The following is a 24,279-nucleotide window of genomic DNA, read 5'->3' as shown; positions in this document are numbered from 1 at the left end:
GGGCGGGGGGGGTCCCCCCCGGGGGCCCCCGCGGGGGCGGGCGGGGGGGGGCGCGGGGGCGCCCGACACCCCGAACGCCGACCCGGCCGACCGTCACGGCCACGGGTTCGGCGTGCACGACTTCCCGTCCGGGACGACCACGACACCCTGGTCGCTGCCCGTCGTGATCGACGCCAGCCCGTCGTTGTCCACGCTCAACGTCTGCTGCATCATCACCGGCGCCGGCGCGCCGTCCGCCGGGCACACCTCGTGGCCGAGGCCGAGGAAGTGCCCGACCTCGTGGTTGACCGCGTAGGTCCGGTATCCCCGCAGGTCGTCGCCGTAGGTGTGCGCGCCCCGGAACCAGCGCGCCGAGCTGAGGTGCACCGCCGACCCGATCCGGCACGACGTGTCGTAGGGCAGCTCGAACCCGCACAACGACCGCGCGGTCCGCTGCGAGGTCAACCGGATCCGCAACTCCGGCTCCGCGTCACCGCCCACCCGCCGGAACGCGTGCCGGCTCGCCCACCCGCGCGGGTGCCGCAGCACGTGGTCGACCACCGCGGCGAACGAGTCGTCGCCGTGCGGCAGCACCACCCCGTCCTCGACCTCGACCGAATAGGTGATGCCGGACGCGCCGGCCGAGCCCGGCGGCACGACGTGCCAAGTGCCCGCCCCGTGCTCCGGGAACGCCGGACCGGCCGGCAGGTCCGCGCCGGAGCGCAACGAGTCGACCGACGGCGCGCTCCGCTCAGCTGACGGCGAGGGCGCGGACACGGACGGCACGACCTGGGCCGAGGGCCACGCCACCACCGCCGGCCGGGCCTCCATCCCGACGTCCAACGCCACCACCGTCGTCGCCGCCAGGCAGACACCGGTCAGGTAGGGCACCGCGGACACCGCCCTCATGCGGGCTCCAGGCCGGCCGAGCCGTACGTGCAGGCGGCGTTCCACAGCAGGAACGACGGCGCGCCCGCCTCCGACGTGGCGCGCACCTGCGCCTGCACCTCGCCCGGACCGTAGTGGTGCCCCAGCGAGAACGCCTGCAGCCACGGGATCACCGTCGAGCCGGTGCCCCCGGTCATCCGGACGAAGTCCGCGACCGACGCCCGCACGATCTCGTACGGCATCGCGTTCGGGTTGGCCACGCCGTACTCGTTCGGACCCCAGTGCGACGGGTAGACCATCGGCGAGACGTAGTCCACGTGCGCCGCGATGGCCGGGATGTCCTGCGCCACGTCGGTCGGGCTGTGCGCGGCGATGCCGAACACCGACGCCCCCAGGTACGCGCCGTGCTCCCGCACGGCCGCCCGGTTCTCCTTCAGGAAGTCCACGATGGACTGCTCGGGGCTCGTGGTCAGGCCGGGGAACACCATCTGCCCGATCGGGCCGTCCGGCCGCCGCACGTAGTCGTAGAGGACGTCGTCGAAGCCCAGCGACGCGGCTTCAGCGGCGATCGCCGTGTTGTACGCCCGGACCTCGGGGTTGGCGAAGTTGGTGAACGCGTACTCGCCGTAGTGCGCCGACCAGGGCGCGCCCGACGTGTTCTGCGACAGCCGGTCACGCGCGCCCGACTGCCACGACGCCTTGCCGAGCACCGGGTCGCGGAACGCCACCAGCCTGCCGACCACCCGCAGCCCCATCCCGTGCAGCTCGGCCAGCGCGGCGCGGGCGTCGTAGTAGTTGCGGTTCGCGCCGATCTGCCTGGCCAGCGGCACCTGCGAGTCGTAGCCGATCTCGCCGCTCTCGTCCTTGATGTCGAGCTGCACGGTGTCGATGCGGCCCTCGCGCGCCATCGCCAGCACCGGGTCGCGCAACGACGCCGTGGCCCACGCCGCGGCGCTCATGTGCACCCCGCGCATCCCCGGGTGGGTGACCTTGACCGCGACCTCCTGCCGCTGCGCGTTGCCCGCGGCGTCGCTGGCCTCGACCCGGACGCTGGTGGCCGCCGACTCCAGCGAGACCTCGAACTTCCCGTCGCGCACCGGCACCCTCTGGTCGCCCACCTGCACGGTGTCCGCGCCGTCCGCGCTGCCCTTCACCGTCACCGGACCGCGCGGCGACTCGGCCTCGACCACGTCCACCTTCAGCGCGGGCGGCGTGGCGTCCACGGTGAACTCGCGCTGCACCTCCACGTCGGGCATCCAGGGCAGCGGGTTGGCCGCCCGCACGGACAGCGTGTGCCTGCCCTCGGCGAGCTTGACCCCGGTCAACGTCATGCGGCCGTCGGCGCGTCGCGCCTGCACCGGCTGTCCGTCCACGTGCACGGTGACACGGTCGAGCCCGCTGACCTCCGCGGTGGTGATGGACACGCGCTCTACACCCGAAGGAGTGACAGCCGTGCCGTTGCCCAGCTCCGCCACGGCGAGGCCGACGCCGCGCCCGTGCACGATCGTCGTGACGACCCCGGCGATCAGCAGCAGCACCACGACGCCGACGGCTGGGATCAGCACGCGCTTGAGCTTCCGGGGCGATTCCGACATCGAGTGACTCCGATCTGGGCGTGGCATCGGTTACCAGCGACTTGACCGGGTGGCGGAGCACCAAACCCAAGGTCATCCGAAGGGGTGTACCACGGTGTCGACCCGGCCGCGGCGCGGAACCATTCGACTGTGAACACCACGTCGACGCCGGTCCGGACCGTTGTGGCGCTCGTCGCGGCCCTGTGCTGCGGCTGCGCCGGCCAACCGGGGGCGGACCCTCCGGACGAGGCCGCGGCGCAGCTGCCCGCGCGCTCCTCGTCCGCCACGCCGTCGTCCTCCGCGCCGCCCGACCCGGCGGCGGTGGGCGCGAACGAGCTCGGCCAGGTGCCGATCCTGATGTACCACCGGCTCGTCGAGCAGCCCACGTCCGTCTACGACCGGACGCCGGCGGCGTTCCGGGCCGAGCTGGAGCGGCTGGCCGCCGAGGGGTACGTGCCGGTGACCACGACCGAGTACGCGACCGGGCGCCTCGACCTCCCGGCCGGCGCGCACCCCGTCGTGCTGACCTTCGACGACGGCGACGCGACCCAGTTCGCGCTGGGCGCCGACGGGAAGCCCGCGGCCGGCACGGCAATCGCCATCCTGCTGGACGTCGCCGCGCGGCACCCCGGCTTCCGGCCGGTGGCCAGCCTGTACGTCAACGCCGGGCCGTTCGGGTCGCCGGACGGGGCGGCCCTGCGCTGGTTGCGCGAGCACGGCTTCGAGATCGGCAACCACACCCGCGACCACACCAACCTCGCGCTGACCGACGACGGGGGAGTGCAGGAGGCGATCGCGTCCGGGCAGCGGGAGATCCAGCGGGCCGTGCCGGACTACCAGGTGTCGAGCCTGGCGCTGCCTTTTGGCGCGATCCCGGCCAACGGCGCGCTCGCCCTGCGCGGCGGCTTCGAGGGCACGCAGTACGAGTACGCGTGCGTGCTGATGGTGGGCGCGGGGCCGGCGCCTTCGCCGTACGCGGCGGACTTCGACCCGGCGCTCACGCCCCGCATCCGGTCACAGGACCCCACCGGCGAGGACGCCCGCTACGGCTCCACGGTGTGGCTCGACCAGCTGGCCGCCGCGCCCGCGCAGCGCTACACGTCCGACGGCGTGCCGGAGCGGGTCTCCTACCCGGCCTCGGCCGGTGTCGCCCCCGCGCCGAGCGTCGCCGACCGCGCGGTCGCCTACTGACGCTCGCCCACGCCGCCGTTCGAGCTCCCGCCCGAGGACCCGAGCCCGTCCGGCCGGGCAGGCCCTTACCCCCAGAGCGGCGTCGTCCCGCCCGCCGCCGACCCGCCTACCGGCCCGACCTCAGGCCGTGGCGCGGGCGTGGTTGCGGAGGGCGATCGCGGCCCGTTCCAGGCTGCCCAGCACGCCCGGCGGCAGCTCGTGGTGCCGACCCACGACTTCCTGCGCCATGACCTGCATCGGTGCCGACTCCTCCGCCTCCACCACCGCGAGCACCTTGAACGCCGTGCCCGGCGCGAACAGCACCCGCTCCTGGATCACGCTGCCGAACGAGTCGACCACCGACACCCGTCGACCCGTCACCGACCAGAGCAGGAACTCCACCCGCCCGTCGACCGGCACCTCCGGCCCCGCGACGGTGTTGAGCAGACCGTGCTCCACCAGCACGTCACCCGTGCGGAACCGGCGCGCGTCGCCCCAGCACACCGTGACGCCCTGGTGCGTCGGCAACCGGCGCAGCCCCGACACCACCGACGCCGCGTACGGCCACAACCGGCCCAGCTTCCCGCTGCGCAGCGCCTCGACCAGGATCTCCTCGTCGTTGCGCAGGCACGCCGACACCGCCGCGAGGTCCGTCACCACCGCCTCGAACGCCTCCGGGTCGTCCGGGCGCTGCACGATGTGCCGGCACGCCACCGCCGCGTGCTCGCCGTACCGCTCGCCCAGCATCCGGCGCAACGCGTCGCGCTCGGGCTCCGTGCTGCGGTGGTCGACCGGCACGACCTCCTCGCCCACCCGCTCGCCCCACGCCGGCGCGGGGGAGTCCGCCAGCGGGCCGTCCACGCTCAGCGGCACCGGCTCGTCGGACGTCACGGGCGGCGGCGGCTCCTCGGCCACCGGCGGGCGCGGCATCGGCGACGGGTCGCAGAACACGACCTTCAGCAGTCGCCGCACCTCCGGCTCCAGCCGTTCCACCAGCGACGCGCCCGCCACCGCGACCGCGCCCGCCGTCGTGCGGCCGGGCGAGCCGACGGTCAGCCGGGCCCACTCCGGGTCCACCGGCAGCGACCGCACCTCGGGACCGTTGTCCTCGGCGTCGCGCACCCACAGCCCGGACGGCACGACCTCCAGCACCACGCCGCCACCCAGGTCGAAGATGCCCGGACCGCGTTCCACCAGCCCCTGCACCGGCACCCGGTAACCCGAGACGACCGGCGTGCCACCCGGCGCGTAGCGGACCTCGGTCACGTACGGCCGCCAGGTCTGCTGCCCGCGCGGGTTCACCGCCACCACGGCCGCGCCGCTGCGCAGCGACCCCACCGGCAGGCCCGTGTACAGCGAGATCGGCTCGCCGAGCTGATCGGCCACCGCCTGCGCCTGGTGCTCGCCGCCGTACCAGACCAGCCGCACCCGCGACCGCGCCACCGACGGCAGCCCGCCGAGCAGGCGGCACACCTCGTCGGTCGGGATGGGCGGCTGGGCCGGTCCACCGACCACGACGGTCAGCACGTTGTCCCGGCACGGCAGCCCGATCACCGCCCGCGCGTCCGGCGCCTGCGGGTCGAACTGCGCGCGTTGCGCCCGCAGCCACAGCCCCGCCGGGATCGGCTCGGAGACGCCCACCTCGCCCGTCGGCCAGGGCGTGTTCGGGTCGACCGCCTCCCAGTTCGGCACCGGGAACCGCCGACCCATCGGCACCGGCGACGCGCCCGGCAGGAACCGCAGCCAGCACCCGTACCCGCCGTTGCCCGCGACGAACGCGGCACCGGGCACGGTGGTGACCGCGCCGTCCGGCGCCACCACCTCCGCCTGCAACTGCTCGGTCAGCCACTGCGCGGGAGCCGTCGGCCGCATCGAGCCGGAGTGCGGCGTCATCAGCCGCACGGGTCCTCTGCCGTGCAGCGCGGCGGCCACGGCCGGCCAGAACGACGCCTCGTCGCCGGCGGGCGGCTCGACCACGACCACCGTGCGACCGCGGTCGACCGGCAGGCTCCGACCGAGCGCGACCGCGGCGGGGCTCGCGCCACCGGGCGGCCCCACCACCAGCGTCGCCCCGGCGAACGAGGCCGAGAACTGGGCGGGCACGGGTGCGGGCGCCGGTGGCGCCGCCATGGGCTCTCGTTCGACCACCGGCTCCACCTGCGGGGCACGCTCCTTCGGTGCGGCACGTCGGAACTTCAAGGCGCCCGATCACCTCCAGGCACGACAGCGCGGGAACGCCAGCACTCTACGCGGATTCACCCGATCGAGGTCGGGCGCGTTGCTCCACCCTCGTCCACTGTGGACCGCAGGGCGGCTCCGACCAGCGCGCCGAACGCCACGTGGTCCGCCCACTGCGCCGCCCGGTGCAGCTCCCGGACCACCGGGAACCGCCGCCCGACCAGCTCCAGGTCCACCACCGCGACCAGCGCGCCCGCCACTGCTCCCGTGCGGGCGTCCAACGGCCACCGCCGGTCGACGGCCGCCAGCACGACGATCCAGAAGGCCGACACGCCGAGGTGCGCCACGACGCCGCGGATCACACCCGTGCCCCCGAGCAAGGACGCCGCAGCCCTCGTCGACCGCAGAACGTCACCGCCGGTCGACAGCGCGTGCACGGTCGACGGCACGCCGCTGAGCACCGACGCGACCAGCCACGCCCGCGCCAGGCGTGGGCCGGACCTGCGACGGGTATCCGGTCCGGCGGGAACCCCGCGGGCCCGCCTGCTCCGTTGTGATTCCATGTTCGAACCTGTGTTCGAGTATGACAAGATCACGGGTGAACCACACCAACGACGTGCCCGACCGTATCCGGACACCGGGGACCGCGCGGATCGCCCGCCTCGCTCGGCTACCGTGAACGCCGCTCGACACACGCCACGACCTGGGGAGAACGACCCGGTGACCGCTGAGATCCTGTACGGGGCCGACGACCTGACCCACCTGGAGGGTCTGGAGGCAGTGCGCAAGCGCCCCGGCATGTACATCGGGTCCACCGACAGCAGGGGCATCAACCACCTGTTCACCGAGGTGGTCGACAACTCCACCGACGAGGGCGTGGGCGGCCACGCCACCAAGATCGTCGTCACCCTGCACGCCGACGGCAGCGTCCAGGTCGACGACGACGGCCGCGGCATCCCCACCGGCACCCACGCCAAGTCCGGCCTGTCCGGCGTCGAGCTCGTCCTCACCCGGCTGCACGCCGGCGGCAAGTTCGGCGGCTCCGGCTACAAGACCTCCGGCGGCCTGCACGGCGTCGGCGCGTCCGCCGTCAACGCCCTGTCGCACCGCTTCGACGTCGTCGTCCGCCGCGAGGGCAAGACGCACGAGATGTCGTTCGCCCACGGCGTGCCCGGCGTGTTCGACGGCCCCGGCCCCGACGCCGGCTTCACCCGCCAGTCGGGCCTGCGCGTCACCGGCCGCACCAAGCGCACCGGCACGTCCATCCGCTACTGGCACGACGCCCGCTACTTCGAGAACGGCGCCGCGCTCGACGTCGAGGCCGTCCGCACGAAGCTGCGCAACACCGCGTTCCTCGTTCCCGGCGTGACCTACACCCTGCGCGTCGCCGCCGACGACGCGATCAACGAGGAGACGTTCCACTACCCGGGCGGCCTGGTCGACATGGTCGACTACCTCGCGCCCACCGGCGACAAGCCGGTCACCGGCACGCTGCTCATCACCGGCGACGGCGTCTACCACGAGAACGCGGCCGACGAGAACGGCGTCATGCGGTCCAAGGTCGAGCGCCACGCCGAGGTCGAGATCGCGTTGCGCTGGGGCACCGGCTACGAGCGCATCGTCGAGTGCTTCACCAACACCATCCGCAACGTCCACGGCGGCACCCACCGCCGCGGCTTCGAACGCGCGGTGCTCAAGTCGATCCAGGACGCCATCGGCAAGACCAGGGGCCTGCTCAAGCCCAAGGAGGACCCGCCGACGCTCGACGACGTGCTGGAGGGCATGACCGCCGTCGTCCACGTCCGCATCCCCGAACCGCAGTTCACCTCGCAGACGAAGGACGAGCTCTCCACCGCGGGCATCACCAAGGTGGCGCTCGGCGTGGTCGAGAAGCACCTCAAGGCGTGGACCGAGGACCGGCGCACCAAGGGCGAGGCCAAGGTCGTCCTGCAGAAGGTCGTCGACGCCTCCCGCGTCCGCCTGACCCAGAAGCAGCAGAAGGACGCCGCCCGTCGCAAGACGGCCCTCGAAGGCGCCGCGATGCCCGCGAAACTGGTCGACTGCCGCACCACAGGTGTTTCGCGAAGCGAACTTTTTCTGGTGGAGGGCGACAGTGCCCTCGGCTCGGCGCGCATGGCCCGCGTGTCGGAGTACCAGGCGTTGCTGCCGCTGCGCGGCAAGATCCTCAACGTGCAGAAGGCCAGCCTCGCCGACACCCTGCGCAACGTCGAGATCGCCAGCATCGTGCAGGTCCTCGGCGCGGGCACCGGGCGGACGTTCGACCTCAACACCATGCGCTACGGCCGGGTGATCCTGATGGCCGACGCGGACGTCGACGGGTCGCACATCCGGACGTTGCTGATCACCCTGTTCGCCAAGTACATGCGGCCGGTGATCGAGGACGGGCGGCTCTACGCCGCGATGCCCCCGCTGCACAAGGTGATGACCAAGGGCCGCAACCCGGAGACCCACTTCACCTTCACCCAGCGCGAGATGGAGCAGAAGGTCGCCAGGCTGGAGAAGGCGGGCAAGACGGTGGTCAAGCCCGTGCCCCGGTTCAAGGGCCTCGGCGAGATGGACGCGGACGAGTTGTGGGAGACCACGATGAACCCCGCGACCCGCTCCGTGCGCCGCATCACCATGCACGACGCGGAAGCCGCGGAGGCCGCGTTGGAGTTGCTGATGGGCGAGAAGGTCGAGCCGCGCCGGGCGTGGCTCGTCGAGTCGTCCGCCCGGGTCGACCAGTCCGCGATCGACATCTGACCCGCCTGACACACGAGGGAACGACCGACCATGGCACGCCGCAAGACCCCCACGACCAGGGTCGACCCGTCCGCCTTCGACCGCGCGGGCGCCCAGGTCTTCGACAACTCGCTCACCACCGAGATCGAGGACTCGTACCTGGAGTACGCGTACTCGGTGATCCACTCCCGGGCCCTGCCCGACGCGCGCGACGGCCTCAAGCCGGTGCACCGCCGGATCCTGTTCTCGATGAACGAGCAGGGCTACCGCCCGACCAGTTCGTACGTGAAGTCGTCCCGCGTGGTCGGCGACTGCTTCGTGCGCGGAGCGCTGGTCTCCACGCCGCAGGGCCTGCGGCCGATCGAGGAGATCGAGGTCGGCGACCTCGTGCTGGACGGTCGCGGCGAGCCGGTCGCGGTCGACGAGGTCTACGAGAACCCGGTCTCGGACCTGGTGCGCGTCACCTGGTCGGACGGCCACTCGATGCTCGTCACGCCCGGCCAGCGCTTCCACACCGGCGGCGGTTGGACCGACGGCGACTGGACCGCCGCCCGCGACCTCGTCGGCGCCCGCACGGCAGGCTTCGGCTCCGAACGGCACGCGAACCTGCTCGCCGACGGCGACGCGTCCGGTTTCGTGCTCGGCCTGGTGGCCGCGTCCGGTGACGTGCTCGCCGATCGGCGGGTGCGGCTGGAGTCGACGGACGTCGACGCGGTCGACGTCGCGCACGGCTGGGCCATCGCGCACGACGTCACCGCGTCGAGGGAGAAGGACGGCGACCGGCTCACCCTCACCTTCGCCCGGCACGCCGAGCTCGAAGCGGCGGCGACCGGTCGGCTGGACGCCGTGCTGCGCGACCGGTCGGCGTGGACGCCGTTCCTCGCGGGCCTGTTCCTCGCCTCCGGCCACGTCCGCGACGGGCGCGACATCGTCCTGCCCGGCGGCGACGCCGAGTACGCCGTGCTGGCGGACGCGGGCGTGCGCGCCCGCCGTGACGCGACGACCCTGACGATCACCGGCCGTGACGCCGCCGCGCTCGCCGTGGCGCTGCTGCGCTGGACGGGCGTCGGCTCGCGCCAGGACGGCCTGGTCCAGGTGATCCGCAACGCCAGGCACGCGGCCGACGAGCACTTCCCGCACGTCGTGTCCGTCGAGCCTGCCGCGCCGGACACCACCTACGACATCCAGGTGTCAAGCCCCGAGCACGCGTTCGTGGTCAGCGGTTTCGTCGTGCACAACTGCATGGGCAAGTACCACCCCCACGGCGACACCGCGATCTACGACGCGATGGTCCGCCTGGCCCAGGACTTCTCCCTGAACACCCCGTTGGTGGACGGGCACGGCAACTTCGGAAGCCCCGACGACGGCCCGGCCGCGTCCCGCTACTGCTTGATCGGAGAGACGCGGATTCGGCTCGCGGATGGCAGCAGTCCGCGTATCGCGGATCTGGTGAACCTCGCGGCTGACTCTGAAGCCGACGCGGATTTCGAGGTGTTGGACAAGGACGGTAAGGCGGTCCGGGTCAACAAAGTATTCAACTCCGGTGTGCACCCGACGATCCGGATGACCACGAAGTCCGGTTTCTCCGTGCGGGGCAGCGAGAACCACCTCGTGCTCTGTCTCGAAGCACCGATGGGCGTGCCGATCTTCCAGTGGCGTCGGCTCGACGAACTCCAGCCCGGCGCGGTCGTCGCAATCGCGCGCAACGCCTGGTCGCAGGTAGTGCCGACGGCGCAGGAGTACATGCTGGGCGTGCTCGGCGGCGCATGGGTGTCCGAAGGGTTCGCCAGTGAGGACCGCGCGGGCTTCAACAACACCGATGAGCACTTCTTCTCGGAAGTGCTGCACGCGTACGACCGGGTTGTCGGCGGTAGGCGCTACGTATCGGAACGGCAGACGCGCCGTGACCGAAAACTGATCCGGGAAATCGATGTCCAGGACTATGCCGGCGGGATGGAGGCATTCCGGAACAGTCCGCTGGCCGAATTCATCGGTCACCAGGCGCGTGACAAGTTCGTTCCCGAGTTCGTGTGGAACGGCGGTTGGGGGGTCAAGCGCGCGTTCCTGATGGCGGCATTCGAGGGTGATGGCGGTTGTCGTGAGGCGGACAACAGCTTCACGATCCAGTACACGACCTACAGCCCCAAACTGGCCGCGCAGATGCAGGAACTGCTGGCCGAGTTCGGTGTGATCGCCGTCCATCGCCAGTACTCGCGCCCCAGCGGATCGGTCGAGCACCGTCTGGTCGTGTCCGGACTCCGGAATGTCCGGGCGTTCGCTGAACGGGTCGGGTTCCTGAGGACCAAGCAGACGGTGTTGAGCGCGTTGCTCCGTCGGTCTCCGCTGCGTGCACACCGCTTGAGCGCGGACAGCGTGCCGTTCGTCGCGGACTACGTGCGCGGGGCTCTGGACTTCGATCGCCGTGGCAGTGGTCGCAAGTGGCTCACCCAACACAACTTCGACCGCGTCGAACGGTGGGAAACCGAGCGTCTGCGGATCATCGACCGGATCAAGGACACCGAGGTCCTGGCGACGATCCTGCCGATCATGGACTCGGGTTACCGCTTCGAGGCGGTGACCGACGTCGAGGCGTGTGAGCCGGCCGAGGTCTACTCGGTCCGGGTGGAGTCCGACGACCACTCGTTCCTGGCCGGTGGGTTCGTCAACCACAACACCGAAGCCCGCATGTCGCCGGCGGCGATGTTGCTGGTCGGGGAGCTGGACGAGGAGACGGTCGACTTCCGGCCCAACTACGACGGCTCGTTGCAGGAGCCGACGGTGCTGCCCGCGGCGTTCCCGAACCTGCTCGTCAACGGAACGTCGGGGATCGCGGTCGGGATGGCGACGAACATGATCCCGCACAACCTCGGCGAGGTCGTGGCGGCGGCGCGGCACCTGGTGACGCACCCGGACGCGACGCTGGACAAGCTGATGGAGTTCATCCCCGGCCCGGACCTGCCGACCGGCGGCGTGCTGCTCGGGTTGGACGAGGTGCGCAAGGCCTACGAGACCGGGCGCGGCGTGGTGCGGATGCGGGCCAAGGTCGAGACCGGGTTGCTGGAGGGCAGCCGGGGCAGGCAGGCGATCACGGTCACCGAGCTGCCCTACGGCGTCGGCCCGGAGAAGATCATCGAGAAGATCACCGACGAGGTGACGAAGTCCAAGCGGCTGACCGGCATCTCCGACGTCAAGGACCTGACCGACCGCGAGAACGGCACGCGCGTCGTGATCGAGTGCAAGGTCGGGGTGAACCCGCAGGCGTTGCTGGCGGACCTGTACCGGCTCACGCCGATGGAGCAGTCGTTCGGCATCAACAACCTGGTGCTGGTGGAGGGCCAGCCGCGGACGTTGGGGCTCAAGGCGCTGCTGGACGTGTTCCTCAAGCACCGCTACGAGGTGGTCACGCGGCGCACCCGGTTCCGGCGGCGCAAGCGCGAGGACCGGTTGCACCTGGTCGAGGGCCTGCTCAAGGCGCTGCTGGACATCGACAAGGTCATCAAGCTCATCCGGGGCAGCGAGAACGCCGCCGCCGCGAAGGAGGGCTTGATGGCGAAGTTCAAGCTCTCCGAGATCCAGGCGACGTACATCCTGGACACGCCGTTGCGCCGGTTGACCCGCTACGACTCGTTGGAGTTGGAGGCGGAGCAGGAGAAGCTGCGCAACGAGATCGCCGAGCTGAGCAAGATCCTGGACGACCCGGCCGTGCTGAAGAAGGTCGTCTCGGCGGAGTTGGCGAAGGTGGCCAAGGACCTCCAGCAGGAGCGCCGGACGGTGCTGCTCGACGGCGACCTGAAGGAGGTGCTGGCGGCGTCGAAGCCCGCCGGTCCGCTGGAGGTCGCCGACGACCCGTGCCAGGTGATCCTGTCCGCGACGGGGTTGGTCGCGCGGACGGCGGCCGAGTCGGAGGAGTCGTCGGAGGCGCGTCGGCGCAACGGGCGGATCAAGCACGACGCGGTGGCGGCGACCGTGCACACGACGGCGCGCGGCCAGGTGCTGCTGGTGACGAACCGGGGCCGGGCGTTCAAGACCGACGTGCTGCCGCTGCCGGTGCTGCCGGAGCAGAGCGGCACGGTGTCGTTGAGTGGCGGCATGGCGGCCGGTGAGCTCGTCGACCTCCAGGCAGGCGAGCGGGTCGTGGGCATCGCGCCGCTGACCGACACCGAGTCGCCGGGCCTGGCGCTGGGCACGCGGTCGGGCACGGTGAAGGTGTGCGCGCCGGAGTGGCCGGTGCGGTCGGACGAGTTCGAGGTGATCACCCTCAAGGAGGGTGACGAGGTGGTCGGCGCGACGTGGCTGGCCGGTGCCGACGAGACGTTGGTGTTCGTGACGTCGGAGGCGTCGCTGTTGCGGTACCCGGCGTCGTTGGTCCGCCCGCAGGGCCTGCGCGGCGGTGGCATGGCGGGCATCAACGTGGGGTCGGACGCGCGGGTGGTGTTCTTCGGCGCGGTGCGCACGGACGACGACGAGCACGGTGAGCCGATGGTGGTCACGTCGACCGGGCAGAGCGTGAAGGTGACGCCGTTCGCCGCGTACCCGGCGAAGGGGCGGGCGACGGGCGGCGTGCGGGCGCACCGGTTCCTGAAGGGCGAGACGGCCCTGGTGCTGGCGTGGGTGGGGCCGCGGCCGGCGGGTGCGGCGCAGAACGGGTCGCCGGTGGAGTTGCCCGCGCCGGACGAGCGCCGTGACGGTTCGGGGCACGCGCACCCCGGTCCGGACGTGGTCGGTCACCTGATCGAACGCGACTGACAATCGTTTTCGATAAGCTGTGCGGTATGACGACACAGCTGAGCTTCGCCGACGCCGAGCGCCTGCGGCGCGGGTGGGACGTGCGGCAGGAACCCTTCCTGCCGCACCGGCACGAGGCGTTCGCCGTGCTGGCGGACGTCGCCGTCGGACGTCGGGCGCTCGATCTCGCGGGCGGGACGGGGTCGATCGCGTCACGGCTGGCCAACGCCGAGGTGACGGTGCTCGACGTCGACCCGGTGCTCCTGGCGATCGCCCGTGCCGCCCTTGGTGACCGGGTCTCGGTGGTGTCGGCGGACCTGGGCGCGCCGGGGTGGGGCGCCGGGCGGGAGTTCGACGCCGTGGTGGCCGGCACCGCGCTGCACTGCTTCGGCCCGGACCGGCTGCGGGAGCTGTACCGGGAGGTGCACGACGTGCTGGCGCCCGGCGGCGTGTTCGCCAACGCCGACCGGATGCCCGAGGGCACGCCGGCGGCGTCGGGTGACGGCCTGGCCGGGTGGCACGAGTGGTGGGCCGAGGCGTTGGCGCACCCGGCGCTGGCCGAAGCCGCGCGCGACCGGGTGGACGGCGAGTCCGCCGACTTCTACCCGCCCGCGTCGTGGCACGTGGACGCGCTGCGGGCGGCCGGGTTCGGCGAGGTCGAGGTGCGGTGGCGGCGGGACGACACGGCGGTGGTGGTCGCACGCCGAATGCGGTGACGGGCGACCACCCTCCGTGGCAGGGTCGGTGCGTGGTCACCGGATCCCCGCGGGTCTTCGTCAGCTACTCCCGGCGCGACTTCTACTTCGCCGAGGCGCTCACCGCCGAACTCGGGTCGACCGGGCTCGTCCGCCCGTGGCTGGACGTGGTGAACCTGCGCCCCGGCACCGACTGGTCGGCGGCCATCGACACCGCGCTGGACGAGTCGGACGCGCTGGTCCTCGTGGCCTCGCCAGCCGCGTTGCGATCGCCCTACGTCCGCGATGAGTGGCGGCGCGCGCTGGCGGCCGGCAAGCCGATCCACATCGCGTTGGTGCGCCGCACGCGATTACCGGACGAGCTGTCGTCGTTCCCGGTGCACGACCTACGCGGCGACTTCCGGGGGGCGGCACGGCGGCTGGCCGCGTTGCCACCCACCGGCCACCGGTCGGTTCCGATCGCCTGGCCGGTGGCCTCGGTCCACCTGGCGCTGCTGCTGTGCCTGGTCGGCTTGGTCGTCGGGGCGGTGTTCGGCTGGCACCTGTACGACGTGTTCAGCACTGCCGCGCGAGCGCCGCGCAGCATTTACGAGTCGCGGTACGCGCAGTTCGCGCTGGCGCTGGCGGTGTTGAACGCGATGGTCGCGCTCGGGATCGTCGGTCTGCCGGTCAAGCTGGTCCGCCGCACGGTGTCCGCCGAGGCGCTGTTCGTGGGCTTCCTGAGCGCGGCGGCGGCCGTGGCGCTGACCCTCACGGTGGGCGGCCTGCAGACGCAGCTGCACGCCTACGAGACGTTCCCCGACCCCGGTCCGCTGCGGGTGACCTCGGCGGCCTGGCCCTACCTCGCCGGACTGGTCGCCGCCGTGATCGGGCTCGGGATGATCCGCCGATCGCGATCGCTGCACCTGAGGATGCCGACGGGGGAGGACCAACCACGCGGCCGTCGGCGCTTCGTCCCGTCGCCCGCGCCACCGCCGGCGGAGCCGCCCGAGACCTTCGACGTGCGCAGCCAGCCCGCCGACACACCGATCGCCGCCCAGGTCTTCGCGGCGTGCGAACAAGCGGGCATGCACCGTGACCGCACCGATCCGGACTGGACTTTCATCGTCGTGAGCTCGCGCTCCGACCTGACCACGCTGGCGCACGCCCGCGCGGTGTTCGGGCCCGGCGCGGTGTTCGTCCAGGCCACGAGCCTGGAGCTGCCCGAGGACGACCGCGGGCTGCGCCGCCACCAGTGGATCGACTTCCGCCGGCAGGACCACGCCCTGCTCCAGGCGCAGGTGCGCGGCCTCGCCGCCGCCCCGGTCACCGTGCCGGTCGCGCCGGACCGCTTCCGGGGCCCGTTGCGGGTGGAGTACTTCCTGAGGGTGGCGCTCGGGCTCGTGGCGTTCACCGCCGCCGCGCCGCTGGCCCAGGCCGTCGCGGGTGGGGGGCTGCGCGTGGTGCCTGCCCTGGCGATCACGGTGCTGCTGGCCGCGGTGTTGGCGCCGTTGACGCGGCGCACGGCGACCCGGGACGTCAACGCCGACCAGTGGCGGCTGCGGGCGGTGCTGGCGTGCGCGCTGTTCGCCGCGTGGAACCTGCTGCCGCTCACCGGGGGCACCGCGCCACCGCTCATCCGCATCGTGCTCGTCGCCATGCTGGCGATCTCGTTGGCCGGCACGCTGCGGGTGGTGAGGACGCAGTGGTTGCCGCCGGGGGACACCGTGCGGCAAGAGCACCTGACGCCCGCCGTGGCGCCGAAGTTGCTCGGCTGGCCGATGTCGCACGGGACGATCGCGTTCGGCCTCGGCTACCTGCACACGCTGCTGTTCGCCTGGTAGGTCGGGCGAAGCGGGGGCGTCAGCCCTCCGGCCGGCTGCCCAGGAACACCGGGCCGTACCGCTCCAGGTTGGCGTTGGGGTGCAGGATCGCGTGCAGGTTCAGCGCGTGCGCGTCGCGCTGGACGCGGTGCAGCGCGGGGCTGCCACCGGCGAGCACGTCGACCGCGTCCCGGGCCCGCAAGCACGCCTCGCCGAGGTCCCGGCGCACGCCGGCGCGGTCCTCCGGCGTCCACTCCTCGCCGTCGGCGGCCTTGAGGTCGACCACGGCGGCGGCGCGTCGGGAGTGGAACTCCGCCTCGTCGGCGAGCACGGTCGCCTCCCGCAGCCCCGACGCCGACCCCCGGGCCGCGTCCACCGCCGCACGGGCCAGCCCTGCCGCCGGCGCGCTGACCGTGGCGCAGGCCGCGGGCGTGAACGGCGCGCGGAACATCGGCGCGGCGGCGTGCGGGTGGGCCCGCAGCACGGGCTCGAGGCGCAGCAGCCGTTCGGAGGGTACGAACACGTCCTTCGCCACCGTGGTCACGCTGCCGGTCGCGCGCAGCCCGGTGGTGTGCCAGTCGTCCACGACCGACAGGTCGACCAGCGGGATCGCCAGCGCCACCGGCGTGCGGTCGGGCAGCAGCACCGCGGCGTTGGTGGTCCAGTGGCTCTGCGACGCGCCGGTGGTGAACGCCCACCGCCCGTTGACCAGCACGCCGCCGCCGACCGGCTCGGCCGTCGCGGTGGGGCTGAGGATGCCGGTCACCCGCACGTCCGGTTTGGCGAACACCTCGCACCGCACGTCGTCGGGGAACTGGCCGACCACCCAGGTCGACAGGGCCCACACCGCCGCCGTCCACGCCGCCGACCCGTCACCGCGGGCCAGCTCCGCGATCACCCCGACCACCGTGGCGAGGTCCGCCTCGTGGCCGCCGTGCTCGGCGGGCACGCGCAACCGCAGCACGCCCGCGTCGGCCATCGCCTCCAGGGACGCCTCGTGCAGCACGCGGTTCTCATCACCCCATGCGGCGTGGGCGCGCAGGACCGGGACGATCTCCGCGGCACGTCGCACCAGCTCGTGCTGCCCTGTGCCGTGCCCAGCGCCGTGCGCCCCAGTGCGGTGCATCACCGTGCCGTGCCTCCCCCATAGGTGACCCGTGGCACACACCTTGGCGTGCTCCGCGCCACCAGACAACACCGGAATAGCCGGCGACCCGGTACCGTTGGACAAGTTAGTTGAAAGCGCAACTACCTGATCGAGGAGTGGCCATGCAGTTCGGTGTCTTCACCGTCGGCGACGTGACGCCCGACCCCACCACGGGACGGACGCCGACCGAGGCCGAGCGCATCAAGGCCATGGTCGCCATCGCGCTCAAGGCCGAAGAGGTCGGCCTGGACGTCTTCGCGACCGGCGAGCACCACAACCCGCCGTTCGTCCCGTCCTCGCCGACGACCATGCTCGGCTACGTCGCGGCGCGCACCGAGCGGTTGATCCTGTCCACCGCGACCACGCTGATCACCACCAACGACCCGGTGAAGATCGCCGAGGACTACGCGATGCTCCAGCACCTGGCCGACGGCCGGGTCGACCTGATCATGGGCCGGGGCAACACCGGCCCGGTGTACCCCTGGTTCGGCAAGGACATCCGCGACGGCATCGACCTGGCCATCGAGAACTACGCGCTGCTGCGCAAGCTGTGGCGGGAGGACGTGGTGGACTGGGAGGGCAAGCACCGCACGCCGCTGCAGTCGTTCACCTCGACCCCGCGCCCGCTCGACGACGTGCCGCCGTTCGTCTGGCACGGCTCGATCCGCAGCCCGCAGATCGCCGAGCAGGCCGCCTACTACGGCGACGGCTTCTTCGCCAACCACATCTTCTGGCCCAAGGAGCACTTCCAGCGCTTGATCACCTTCTACCGCGAGCGCTTCGAGCACTACGGCCACGGCGCCGCGCACCAGGCGATCGTCGGTCTCGGCGGCCAGGTGTTCATGCGCCGCAACTCGCAGGACGCCGTCCGCGAGTTCCGGCCGTACTTCGACAACGCCCCGGTGTACGGGCACGGCCCGTCGTTGGAGGAGTTCACCGAGCAGACCCCGCTGACCGTCGGCAGCCCGCAGGAGGTCATCGACAAGACGCTGACCTTCCGCGAGCACTTCGGCGACTACCAGCGCCAGCTGTTCTTGATGGACCACGCCGGCCTGCCGCTGAAGACGGTGCTGGAGCAGCTGGACCTGCTCGGCGAGATCGTGCCGACGCTTCGCCGCGAGTTCGCGGTCGGCCGCCCGGCCGACGTGCCGGACGCGCCCACCCACGCCTCGCTGCTGAAGGCCGCCACCTCGGGGGCGAACGCCCGATGACGACGCTGACGGTCGTGGAGGCGGGGCTCGGGACGCCGTCGTCCACCCAACTGCTGGCGACCCGGCTGGCCGAAGCCGTGCAACGGCTCGTGCCCGACCTGGAGGTGCGCACCGTGCGCCTGCGGGACGTGGCGCGCGACATCGCGGACAACCTCGTCACCGGGTTCCCCGGCGCACGGCTGCGCGAGGCGGTGGAGTCGGTGGTCGGCGCGGACGCGGTGATCGCCGTGACGCCGACGTTCAACGCGTCCTACAGCGGGCTGTTCAAGTCCTTCGTGGACGTGCTGGAGTCGGACTCGCTGGCGGGCAAGCCGGTGCTGATCGCCGCGACCGGCGGCACCGAGCGGCACTCGCTGGTGCTCGACCACGCGTTGCGGCCGCTGTTCGCCTACCTGAGGGCGATCGCGGTGCCGACCGGCGTGTACGCCGCGTCGTCAGACTGGGGCGCCGGAGGGCTCCCCGGCCGCGTCGACCGGGCCGCGGGCGAGCTGGCCGACCTGCTCGTCGGCCGGGCGCCGGTCACACCCGCCGCCGACCAGGGGTTCGTGCCGTTCGACCAACTGCTCGCCGGACGGTGAGCCGACCGCCGCGGCGAGGCGGAACGGACCCGGGGCGCCGAATAGGGTTCCGCCCATGTCCGCCTCGCTGCGCCTCGCGGTGCGCAACGCCGCCGTCCTGACGACCGCCCTCGCCCGCACCCGCGGGCACACCCTGATCAGCCGCGACGCGTTCCTCGCGATGAGCGGCCCGACCCTGCTGAGGGTGCTCGCGGTGCGGCCGGACCCCGACCCGGACGACCTCGCCGAGCTGGAGCTGCTGGTCAAGGGGGCCGCGACGCGGGTCGTGGTCGAGGACTCGTTCGGCGCGATCGACGGCGCGGCGCTCGGCCTCACCCCACGGCACCTGCCGGTGATGGTCCGGCCGCCCGCGCCCGCGCCGCCGCCCGCCCTGGAGGTCGGGCGCGTGCGCACGGCCGCCGAGTGGGCCGTCGCCGAGCAGGTCGTGGTCGACGGCTTCCCGCTGCCGGGCTTCCCGACCGGCAACGCGCTGCCCCTGGCGCTGCGGGACCGCGAGGGCTTCCGGCTGCACGCGGTGCGGCGTGACGGCGTCGTGGCCGGGGCGTGCCTGACCGCCGAGTCGGACGACGCGGTCGGCGTGTACTGGGTGACGACCCTGCCCGAGCACCGCTCGCGCGGTGTCGGCCGGGCGTTGCTGAGCGCGGTGGTCAACGAGTTCCCGGCGCTGCCGCTGACCCTCAGCGCGACCGAGCAGGGCCTGCCGCTGTACGAGTCGCTGGGGTTCTCCGTCGTCACGCAGGCCACGTGGTGGTCGAACGCGGCCTGGCCGTGACCTGCGGACCCGTCTCGTGACGCCGCCGAATTCACCCGGTCCGCCGCCGCCCGGAGCAGTTACCTTGGGAGGATGACCGCAGAGGTGGGGCAGCGGTCCCGGCTGGCCGCGGTGGACAACCTGAAGGTGCTGCTCGTCGCCTGGGTGATCGGCGGGCACGCGCTCCTCGGGTACTCGGCGGTGGGCGGGTGGCCGTACGACGAGGTCAACGAGGTCACCTTCGAGCCGCACGTCGAGGCCGTGCTCGCCGCCGTCCTCGGACCGTCCGGGCTGTTCCTGATGGGCACCTTCTACCTGCTGTCCGGTCTGTTCACCCCCGAGTCGGTGGCCCGCAAGGGCGCCCGCCGGTTCGTCCGGGACCGACTCGTCCGCCTCGGCGTCCCGTTCGCGCTGTCGGCGCTGCTGGTGTGGCCGCTGACGCTGTGGGTGGCCTACCGCGCCGCCGGGCACGACGTCAGTCCGTGGTGGGTGTTCACCCACCGCGACCCGCTGCTGGACTCCGGCTCGCTGTGGTTCGTCGAGATCCTGTTGCTGTTCTCCGTCGCCTACGCGCTGTTCGGCAGGCCGCGCGTGACGCCGGTCGTGCTGACCGGCGGCCACCTCGTCGCGGTCACCGCCGGCGTCGTGGTGAGCACGTTCGCGGTACGGCTGTGGTTCCCGGCGCGCAGCGGCCAGATCGGCGACCTGCACGTCTGGTGGTGGCCGCAGCTGATCGCCATGTTCGGGGTGGGCATCGTGGGCGCGCGGTCGGGCCTGGCCCAGCGGGTGCCGGACCGGATGTGGCGCGGCAGCCGGGTGGTCGCCGCGCTGGCCATCGTGTCCGTGCCGGTGACCGCGGTCGCCCTCGGCGTGTCCGACCTCGCCGGGCAGGCGGGCCCGTTCCTCGGCGGCTGGCGGTGGCAGGCGCTGCTGTTCGCCGTGGTGGAGGCGGTGCTCGTGGTCGGCGGGTCGGTGTGGCTGCTCGGCTGGGCGCAACGGCGGCTGACCCGCGACGGCCCGTTGGCGGCGGCGCTCGCGCGTGGCGCGTTCGCCGCGTTCTTCATCCAGGGGCCGGTGCTCATCGTGCTCGCGGTGGCCGCCCGGCCGTTGCCGTTCCCGGCCGAGGTGAAAGCATTCCTGGTGGCCGCGGTCGCGATCGCGGTGTCTTTCGGGGCGGGCTGGCTATTGACCGCGCGAACCCGTGCCGCCCGGTTTTTCTGACTCATTCATTCAATGGCTGGACAGGTGCGTCGGGGCAATGTCGCGGGGGTCGGCGTTCACCTAGTGGGAAGCACGGACGGGTGACGCCGGCACGACACCGCGTGGTTTCCACACCGTGGGACACCAGGGCAGACCCGAGACGGGGGTGCGCGCCCCCGTGTGGGAGACTTCGCGCCATGGCTCCTCTTCGCTTCGCCCTGCCCAACAAGGGCTCGTTGAGTGCTCCCGCGGCGCAAATGCTGGCCGAAGCGGGTTACCGGGTGAACAGGTCCGGCCGTGAGCTGATCGTGGCGGACCCGGCAAATGATGTGCAGTTCTTTTTCCTGCGTCCCCGCGACATCGCGGTGTACGTGGGCGAGGGGTCTTTGGACGTCGGCATCACCGGTCGTGATCTGCTGCTCGATTCCACCGTGTCGGCGAAGGAAATCCTGCCGCTGGGCTTCGGCCGGGCGGCGTTCTACTTCGCGTCCAAGCCGGGCGGCATCCACGACGCCGCCGGCCTGGAGGGCAGGCGGATCGCGACCAGCTACCCGAACCTGGTCGAGCACCACCTGGCCGACCTCGGCATCAAGGCGCACCTCGTGCGGCTCGACGGCGCGGTGGAGACCGCCGTCGAGCTGGGTGTGGCCGACGCGATCGCCGACGTGGTGGAAACCGGCATCACGCTGAAGACCTCGGGCCTGGAGACGTTCGGCTCGCCGATCCTCAAGTCCGAGGCCGTGCTGATCCAGGGCGACACCGTGGCCGACGCCCCCGACGCCGTGCGCGCGGTCGAGATCCTGCACCGCAGGCTGCAGGGCGTGCTGATCGCCCGCCGTTACGTGATCCTCGACTTCGACTGCCCGGTGGAGGCGCAGGAGGAGGCCTTCAAGCTGGTGCCCGGCATCGAGTCGCCCACCGTCTCGCCGCTGGCCCGCGAGGGCTGGGTCGCCGTCCGGTCCCTCGTGCCGCGCGACGACGCGCCGTTCATCATGGACGAGCTGTGGCGCGTGGGCGCCCGCGCCATCCTGGTCAGCTCCCTGGACACCTGCCGCATCTAGCGAAGCCCCACCACAGACTCCACGTTCCCGCTCGGGGACGTGGAGTTTTCGCGTTCCGACGTTCAACTCACCCGTTCCGAACGTAGGACTCTCGCGTCCCCAACGTAGGACTCTCGCGTTCCGAACGTAGGACACGCGGGTGCTAGATCCGGTCTAGCGGGCCGTCTCGCGCCTACTGGGTGAGAGGAGGTGGCGCATGGAGCCGCTGCGGATCGCCGTGATCATCGGCAGCACCCGCGAGGGACGCGTCGGTGACGGCATCGGCCGCTGGGTCGCCGACGTCGCGGCCCAGCGCGACGACGTCGAGCCGGTCGTGCTCGACCTGGCCGACTACGACTTCCCGCCGTGCTACCCGGGCCGGCCGACGCCGGAGGTCCGGCGGTTCACCGGGCAGGTGGCCGACGCGGACGGGTTCGTCGTCGTCACCCCCGAGTACAACCGCAGCTTCCCGGCCTCCCTCAAGCAGGCCATCGACTACGCCTACGACGAGTGGCACGCCAAGCCCGCCGGGTTCGTCTCCTACGGCTACCGCTCCGAGGGCTTCCACGCCGTGGAACAGCTCCGAACAGTTTTCACCGAGTTGCACGTCATGACAGTGCGAACGGGCGTCGGCGTGAACCTCCTCGCCGACGAACCGCTCGACACCGAGCACCGCCGCCGTGCCGCGGAAGCGATGTTCGACCAGCTCACCTGGTGGGCGTCGGCCCTCAAGGAAGCCCGCACCCGACGCCCCTACGTCTCCTAGTTGTGCCTCACCAAGAAAGGGAATGCCATGAACGCCATCGAAACGTCGGGCCTGGTCAAGGTCTTCGGCGACACCCGTGCGGTGGACGGCGTCGACCTGACCGTGCCCGCCGGGACGGTGTACGGCCTGCTCGGCCCGAACGGTGCGGGCAAGACCACGACGGTCCGCCTCCTGGCCACCCTGCTACGCCCCGACGAAGGGGAGGCGCGGGTGTTCGGTCACGACGTGCGCGCCGATCCGAACGCGGTCCGCCGACTCGTCAGCCTCACCGGGCAGTACGCCTCCGTCGACGAGGACCTGACCGGCACCGAGAACCTGGTCCTGCTGGGCAGGCTGCTCGGCCACACCCGCCCGCACGCCCGCTCCCGGGCCGGGCAGCTGCTGGAGGCGTTCGGGCTGACCGACGCCGCGTCCAAGCAGGTCAAGCACTACTCGGGCGGCATGCGCCGCCGCCTGGACATCGCGGCCAGCATCCTCAACACGCCGAAGCTGCTGTTCCTGGACGAGCCGACCACCGGCCTCGACCCGCGCAGCCGCAACCAGGTGTGGGACATCGTCCGCGCCGTCGTCGCGCACGGCACCACCGTGCTGCTGACCACGCAGTACCTGGACGAGGCCGACCAGCTCGCGTCCCGCATCGCGGTGATCGACCACGGCAAGGTGATCGCCGAGGGCACGAAGGGCGAGCTGAAGGCGTCCGTCGGGATCGGCGCGGTGCACCTGCGGCTGCGTGACGCGGACCAGCGCGACCGGGCGCGGCAGGTGCTGGCCCGCGCGTTGGAGGCCGACGTGCAGCTGGACTCCGACCCGGTCGCGCTGACCGCGCGGCTGTCCGGCCGGGCCACCGAGCAGGCCGCCGAGGCGTTGGCCCAACTCGCCCGCGAGGGCATCACCGTCGACACGTTCTCCCTCGGCCAGCCCAGCCTGGACGAGGTCTTCCTGGCCCTCACCGACAAGAAGGAGGCGGCGGCGTGACCGTCACCAAGGAAGCCGAGCTCCTGCCCGCACCCAAGGCGGAGGACCTGGCGGCGGTGCTGCTGGAGACCGTGCAGCCGAGCCGACCGAGCGCGCTGTCGGCGTCGCTCACGTTCGGCTGGCGCGCCGTGCTCAAGATCAAGCACGTGCCCGAGCAGCTGTTCGACGTCACCGCGTTCCCGATCATGATGATCCTGATGTTCACCTACCTGTTCGGCGGCGCGCTGGCCGGGTCGCCGGGGGAGTACATCCAGTACCTGCTGCCCGGCATCACGGTGACCAGCGTCGTGATGATCACCATGTACACGGGCGTCGCGGTGAACACCGACATCGAGAAGGGCGTGTTCGACCGGTTCCGCACGCTGCCGATCTGGCGGCCCGCGCCGATGGTCGGCTACATCCTGGGCGACCTGCTGCGGTACGTGCTGGCGTCCATCGTGATCATGGCGGTCGGCCTCATCCTGGGCTTCCGGCCCGGCGGCGGGTTCGTCGGCGTCGTGCTCGGCGTGGCCGTGCTGGTGGCGTTCTCGTTCGCGTTCTCGTGGGTGTGGACGATGTTCGGCCTGCTGATGCGCAGCGAGAAGTCCGTGATGGGCGTGAGCATGCTCTTCCTGTTCCCGCTGACGTTCCTGTCCCCGGTCTACGTCAACCCGGCGACGATGCCGGGCTGGTTGCAGGCGTTCGTCAACGTCAACCCGATCAGCACGCTGGTCGAGGCCGTGCGCTCGCTGATGGCGGGCGAGTTCGACGGCGACGCGATGATGTGGACGCTCGGCTACGGCATCGTGTTCACCGCCGTGTTCGGCACCTTGACCATGCGCCTGTACAACCGGAAGTGACCTGACGGCTCCCGACGCG

The 24,279-nt window shown here is 72.1% G+C and carries 17 protein-coding genes and 3 pseudogenes; 15 read left to right on the top strand and 5 right to left on the bottom strand.

Annotated features, from left to right (window positions below):
• Positions 1–93 precede the first annotated feature (93 nt).
• Both LNK82_RS17540 and LNK82_RS17530 read right to left on the bottom strand, forming a co-directional pair.
• Positions 94–888, bottom strand: coding sequence for a DUF3152 domain-containing protein (locus LNK82_RS17540; RefSeq protein ID WP_268996556.1), 795 nt, complete (start codon positions 886–888; stop codon positions 94–96).
• Positions 885–2,432 (bottom strand): putative glycoside hydrolase, encoded by a 1,548-nt coding sequence (locus tag LNK82_RS17530; protein ID WP_308257229.1) that lies wholly within the window; start codon positions 2,430–2,432, stop codon positions 885–887. Before LNK82_RS17530 ends, LNK82_RS17540 begins: the two co-directional genes overlap by 4 nt.
• Before the next feature lie 159 nt (positions 2,433–2,591).
• Between LNK82_RS17530 and LNK82_RS17525 the strand changes: the two genes are divergently transcribed.
• Positions 2,592–3,632, top strand: coding sequence for a polysaccharide deacetylase family protein (locus LNK82_RS17525; protein WP_230568057.1), 1,041 nt, complete (start codon positions 2,592–2,594; stop codon positions 3,630–3,632).
• A gap of 120 nt (positions 3,633–3,752) precedes the next feature.
• Here LNK82_RS17525 and LNK82_RS17520 read toward each other — a convergent pair whose 3' ends face one another.
• Complete coding sequence (locus LNK82_RS17520; RefSeq protein ID WP_230568056.1) at positions 3,753–5,741, bottom strand: hypothetical protein; 1,989 nt, start codon at positions 5,739–5,741, stop codon at positions 3,753–3,755.
• 125 nt (positions 5,742–5,866) lie between these two features.
• Positions 5,867–6,352, bottom strand: coding sequence for a hypothetical protein (locus LNK82_RS17515; protein ID WP_230568055.1), 486 nt, complete (start codon positions 6,350–6,352; stop codon positions 5,867–5,869).
• A gap of 157 nt (positions 6,353–6,509) precedes the next feature.
• Between LNK82_RS17515 and LNK82_RS17510 the strand changes: the two genes are divergently transcribed.
• The 6 genes and pseudogenes from LNK82_RS17510 to LNK82_RS17495 all read left to right on the top strand — a co-directional run bounded on the left by LNK82_RS17510 (position 6,510) and on the right by LNK82_RS17495 (position 15,774).
• Complete coding sequence (locus LNK82_RS17510; protein WP_230568054.1) at positions 6,510–8,552, top strand: DNA gyrase/topoisomerase IV subunit B; 2,043 nt, start codon at positions 6,510–6,512, stop codon at positions 8,550–8,552.
• 30 nt (positions 8,553–8,582) lie between these two features.
• Positions 8,583–10,136: pseudogene (locus tag LNK82_RS48610) on the top strand (DNA gyrase subunit A); the annotation flags it as partial.
• Positions 10,137–10,163: 27 nt separating this feature from the next.
• Positions 10,164–10,811, top strand: a pseudogene (locus tag LNK82_RS48605) (LAGLIDADG family homing endonuclease); the annotation flags it as partial.
• Between the two features lie 390 nt (positions 10,812–11,201).
• Positions 11,202–13,277, top strand: a pseudogene (locus tag LNK82_RS48600) (DNA gyrase subunit A); the annotation flags it as partial.
• A gap of 26 nt (positions 13,278–13,303) precedes the next feature.
• Positions 13,304–13,972: a class I SAM-dependent methyltransferase gene (locus LNK82_RS17500; protein ID WP_230568052.1), complete on the top strand. Its 669-nt coding sequence runs from the start codon at positions 13,304–13,306 to the stop codon at positions 13,970–13,972.
• A gap of 32 nt (positions 13,973–14,004) precedes the next feature.
• Entirely contained in the window at positions 14,005–15,774 is a 1,770-nt protein-coding gene (locus LNK82_RS17495) for a toll/interleukin-1 receptor domain-containing protein (RefSeq protein WP_230568051.1), read from the top strand.
• 19 nt (positions 15,775–15,793) lie between these two features.
• Here the strand turns inward: LNK82_RS17495 and LNK82_RS17490 are convergent, their stop codons facing one another.
• Entirely contained in the window at positions 15,794–16,879 is a 1,086-nt protein-coding gene (locus tag LNK82_RS17490; RefSeq protein ID WP_230568050.1) for an acyl-CoA dehydrogenase family protein, read from the bottom strand.
• A 143-nt stretch (positions 16,880–17,022) separates the two neighbouring features.
• Here LNK82_RS17490 and LNK82_RS17485 point away from each other — a divergent pair, with 143 nt between their 5' ends.
• The 8 genes from LNK82_RS17485 (at position 17,023) to LNK82_RS17450 (ending at position 24,260) form a co-directional block, all read left to right on the top strand.
• Positions 17,023–18,111 (top strand): LLM class flavin-dependent oxidoreductase, encoded by a 1,089-nt coding sequence (locus tag LNK82_RS17485; protein ID WP_230568049.1) that lies wholly within the window; start codon positions 17,023–17,025, stop codon positions 18,109–18,111.
• Positions 18,108–18,689 carry an FMN reductase gene (locus LNK82_RS17480; RefSeq protein ID WP_230568048.1) on the top strand — a complete coding sequence of 194 codons (582 nt, stop codon included), beginning with the start codon at positions 18,108–18,110 and terminating at the stop codon, positions 18,687–18,689. Before LNK82_RS17485 ends, LNK82_RS17480 begins: the two co-directional genes overlap by 4 nt.
• Positions 18,690–18,744: 55 nt before the next feature.
• Complete coding sequence (locus tag LNK82_RS17475; protein ID WP_230568047.1) at positions 18,745–19,461, top strand: GNAT family N-acetyltransferase; 717 nt, start codon at positions 18,745–18,747, stop codon at positions 19,459–19,461.
• Between the two features lie 72 nt (positions 19,462–19,533).
• On the top strand, positions 19,534–20,661 hold the full coding sequence (locus LNK82_RS17470; protein WP_230568046.1) for an acyltransferase family protein: 1,128 nt from the start codon (positions 19,534–19,536) through the stop codon (positions 20,659–20,661).
• Between the two features lie 176 nt (positions 20,662–20,837).
• Positions 20,838–21,701 carry an ATP phosphoribosyltransferase gene (gene hisG, locus LNK82_RS17465; RefSeq protein WP_230568045.1) on the top strand — a complete coding sequence of 288 codons (864 nt, stop codon included), beginning with the start codon at positions 20,838–20,840 and terminating at the stop codon, positions 21,699–21,701.
• Between the two features lie 196 nt (positions 21,702–21,897).
• Entirely contained in the window at positions 21,898–22,446 is a 549-nt protein-coding gene (locus LNK82_RS17460) for an NADPH-dependent FMN reductase (protein WP_230568044.1), read from the top strand.
• 27 nt (positions 22,447–22,473) lie between these two features.
• A complete protein-coding gene (locus LNK82_RS17455) occupies positions 22,474–23,421 on the top strand; it encodes an ATP-binding cassette domain-containing protein (RefSeq protein WP_230568043.1) in 948 nt (315 codons plus the stop codon).
• The gene (locus LNK82_RS17450; RefSeq protein WP_230568042.1) at positions 23,418–24,260 is read left to right on the top strand and encodes an ABC transporter permease; all 843 of its coding nucleotides are present in this window, start codon (positions 23,418–23,420) and stop codon (positions 24,258–24,260) included. The genes LNK82_RS17455 and LNK82_RS17450 overlap by 4 nt, the downstream gene beginning before the upstream one ends.
• Positions 24,261–24,279: the final 19 nt, after the last annotated feature.

This window comes from Saccharothrix luteola, from assembly GCF_020859565.1.
GTDB lineage: Bacteria > Actinomycetota > Actinomycetes > Mycobacteriales > Pseudonocardiaceae > Actinosynnema > Actinosynnema luteola.
The sequence above is the reverse complement of the archived record's forward strand: the minus strand, read 5'-3'. Positions and strand labels throughout refer to the sequence as shown.

Bases quoted from the DNA above. Each gene is read 5' to 3' on its own strand.
- LNK82_RS17540 (WP_268996556.1), bottom strand. From the start codon at position 888: ATGAGGGCGGTGTCCGCGGTGCCCTACCTGACCGGTGTCTGCCTGGCG.
- LNK82_RS17520 (WP_230568056.1), bottom strand. From the start codon at position 5,741: ATGGCGGCGCCACCGGCGCCCGCACCCGTGCCCGCCCAGTTCTCGGCC.
- LNK82_RS17515 (WP_230568055.1), bottom strand. From the start codon at position 6,352: ATGGAATCACAACGGAGCAGGCGGGCCCGCGGGGTTCCCGCCGGACCG.
- LNK82_RS17500 (WP_230568052.1), top strand. From the start codon at position 13,304: ATGACGACACAGCTGAGCTTCGCCGACGCCGAGCGCCTGCGGCGCGGG.
- LNK82_RS17490 (WP_230568050.1), bottom strand. From the start codon at position 16,879: ATGCACCGCACTGGGGCGCACGGCGCTGGGCACGGCACAGGGCAGCAC.
- LNK82_RS17485 (WP_230568049.1), top strand. From the start codon at position 17,023: ATGCAGTTCGGTGTCTTCACCGTCGGCGACGTGACGCCCGACCCCACC.
- LNK82_RS17480 (WP_230568048.1), top strand. From the start codon at position 18,108: ATGACGACGCTGACGGTCGTGGAGGCGGGGCTCGGGACGCCGTCGTCC.
- LNK82_RS17475 (WP_230568047.1), top strand. From the start codon at position 18,745: ATGTCCGCCTCGCTGCGCCTCGCGGTGCGCAACGCCGCCGTCCTGACG.
- LNK82_RS17470 (WP_230568046.1), top strand. From the start codon at position 19,534: ATGACCGCAGAGGTGGGGCAGCGGTCCCGGCTGGCCGCGGTGGACAAC.
- hisG (WP_230568045.1), top strand. From the start codon at position 20,838: ATGGCTCCTCTTCGCTTCGCCCTGCCCAACAAGGGCTCGTTGAGTGCT.
- LNK82_RS17460 (WP_230568044.1), top strand. From the start codon at position 21,898: ATGGAGCCGCTGCGGATCGCCGTGATCATCGGCAGCACCCGCGAGGGA.
- LNK82_RS17455 (WP_230568043.1), top strand. From the start codon at position 22,474: ATGAACGCCATCGAAACGTCGGGCCTGGTCAAGGTCTTCGGCGACACC.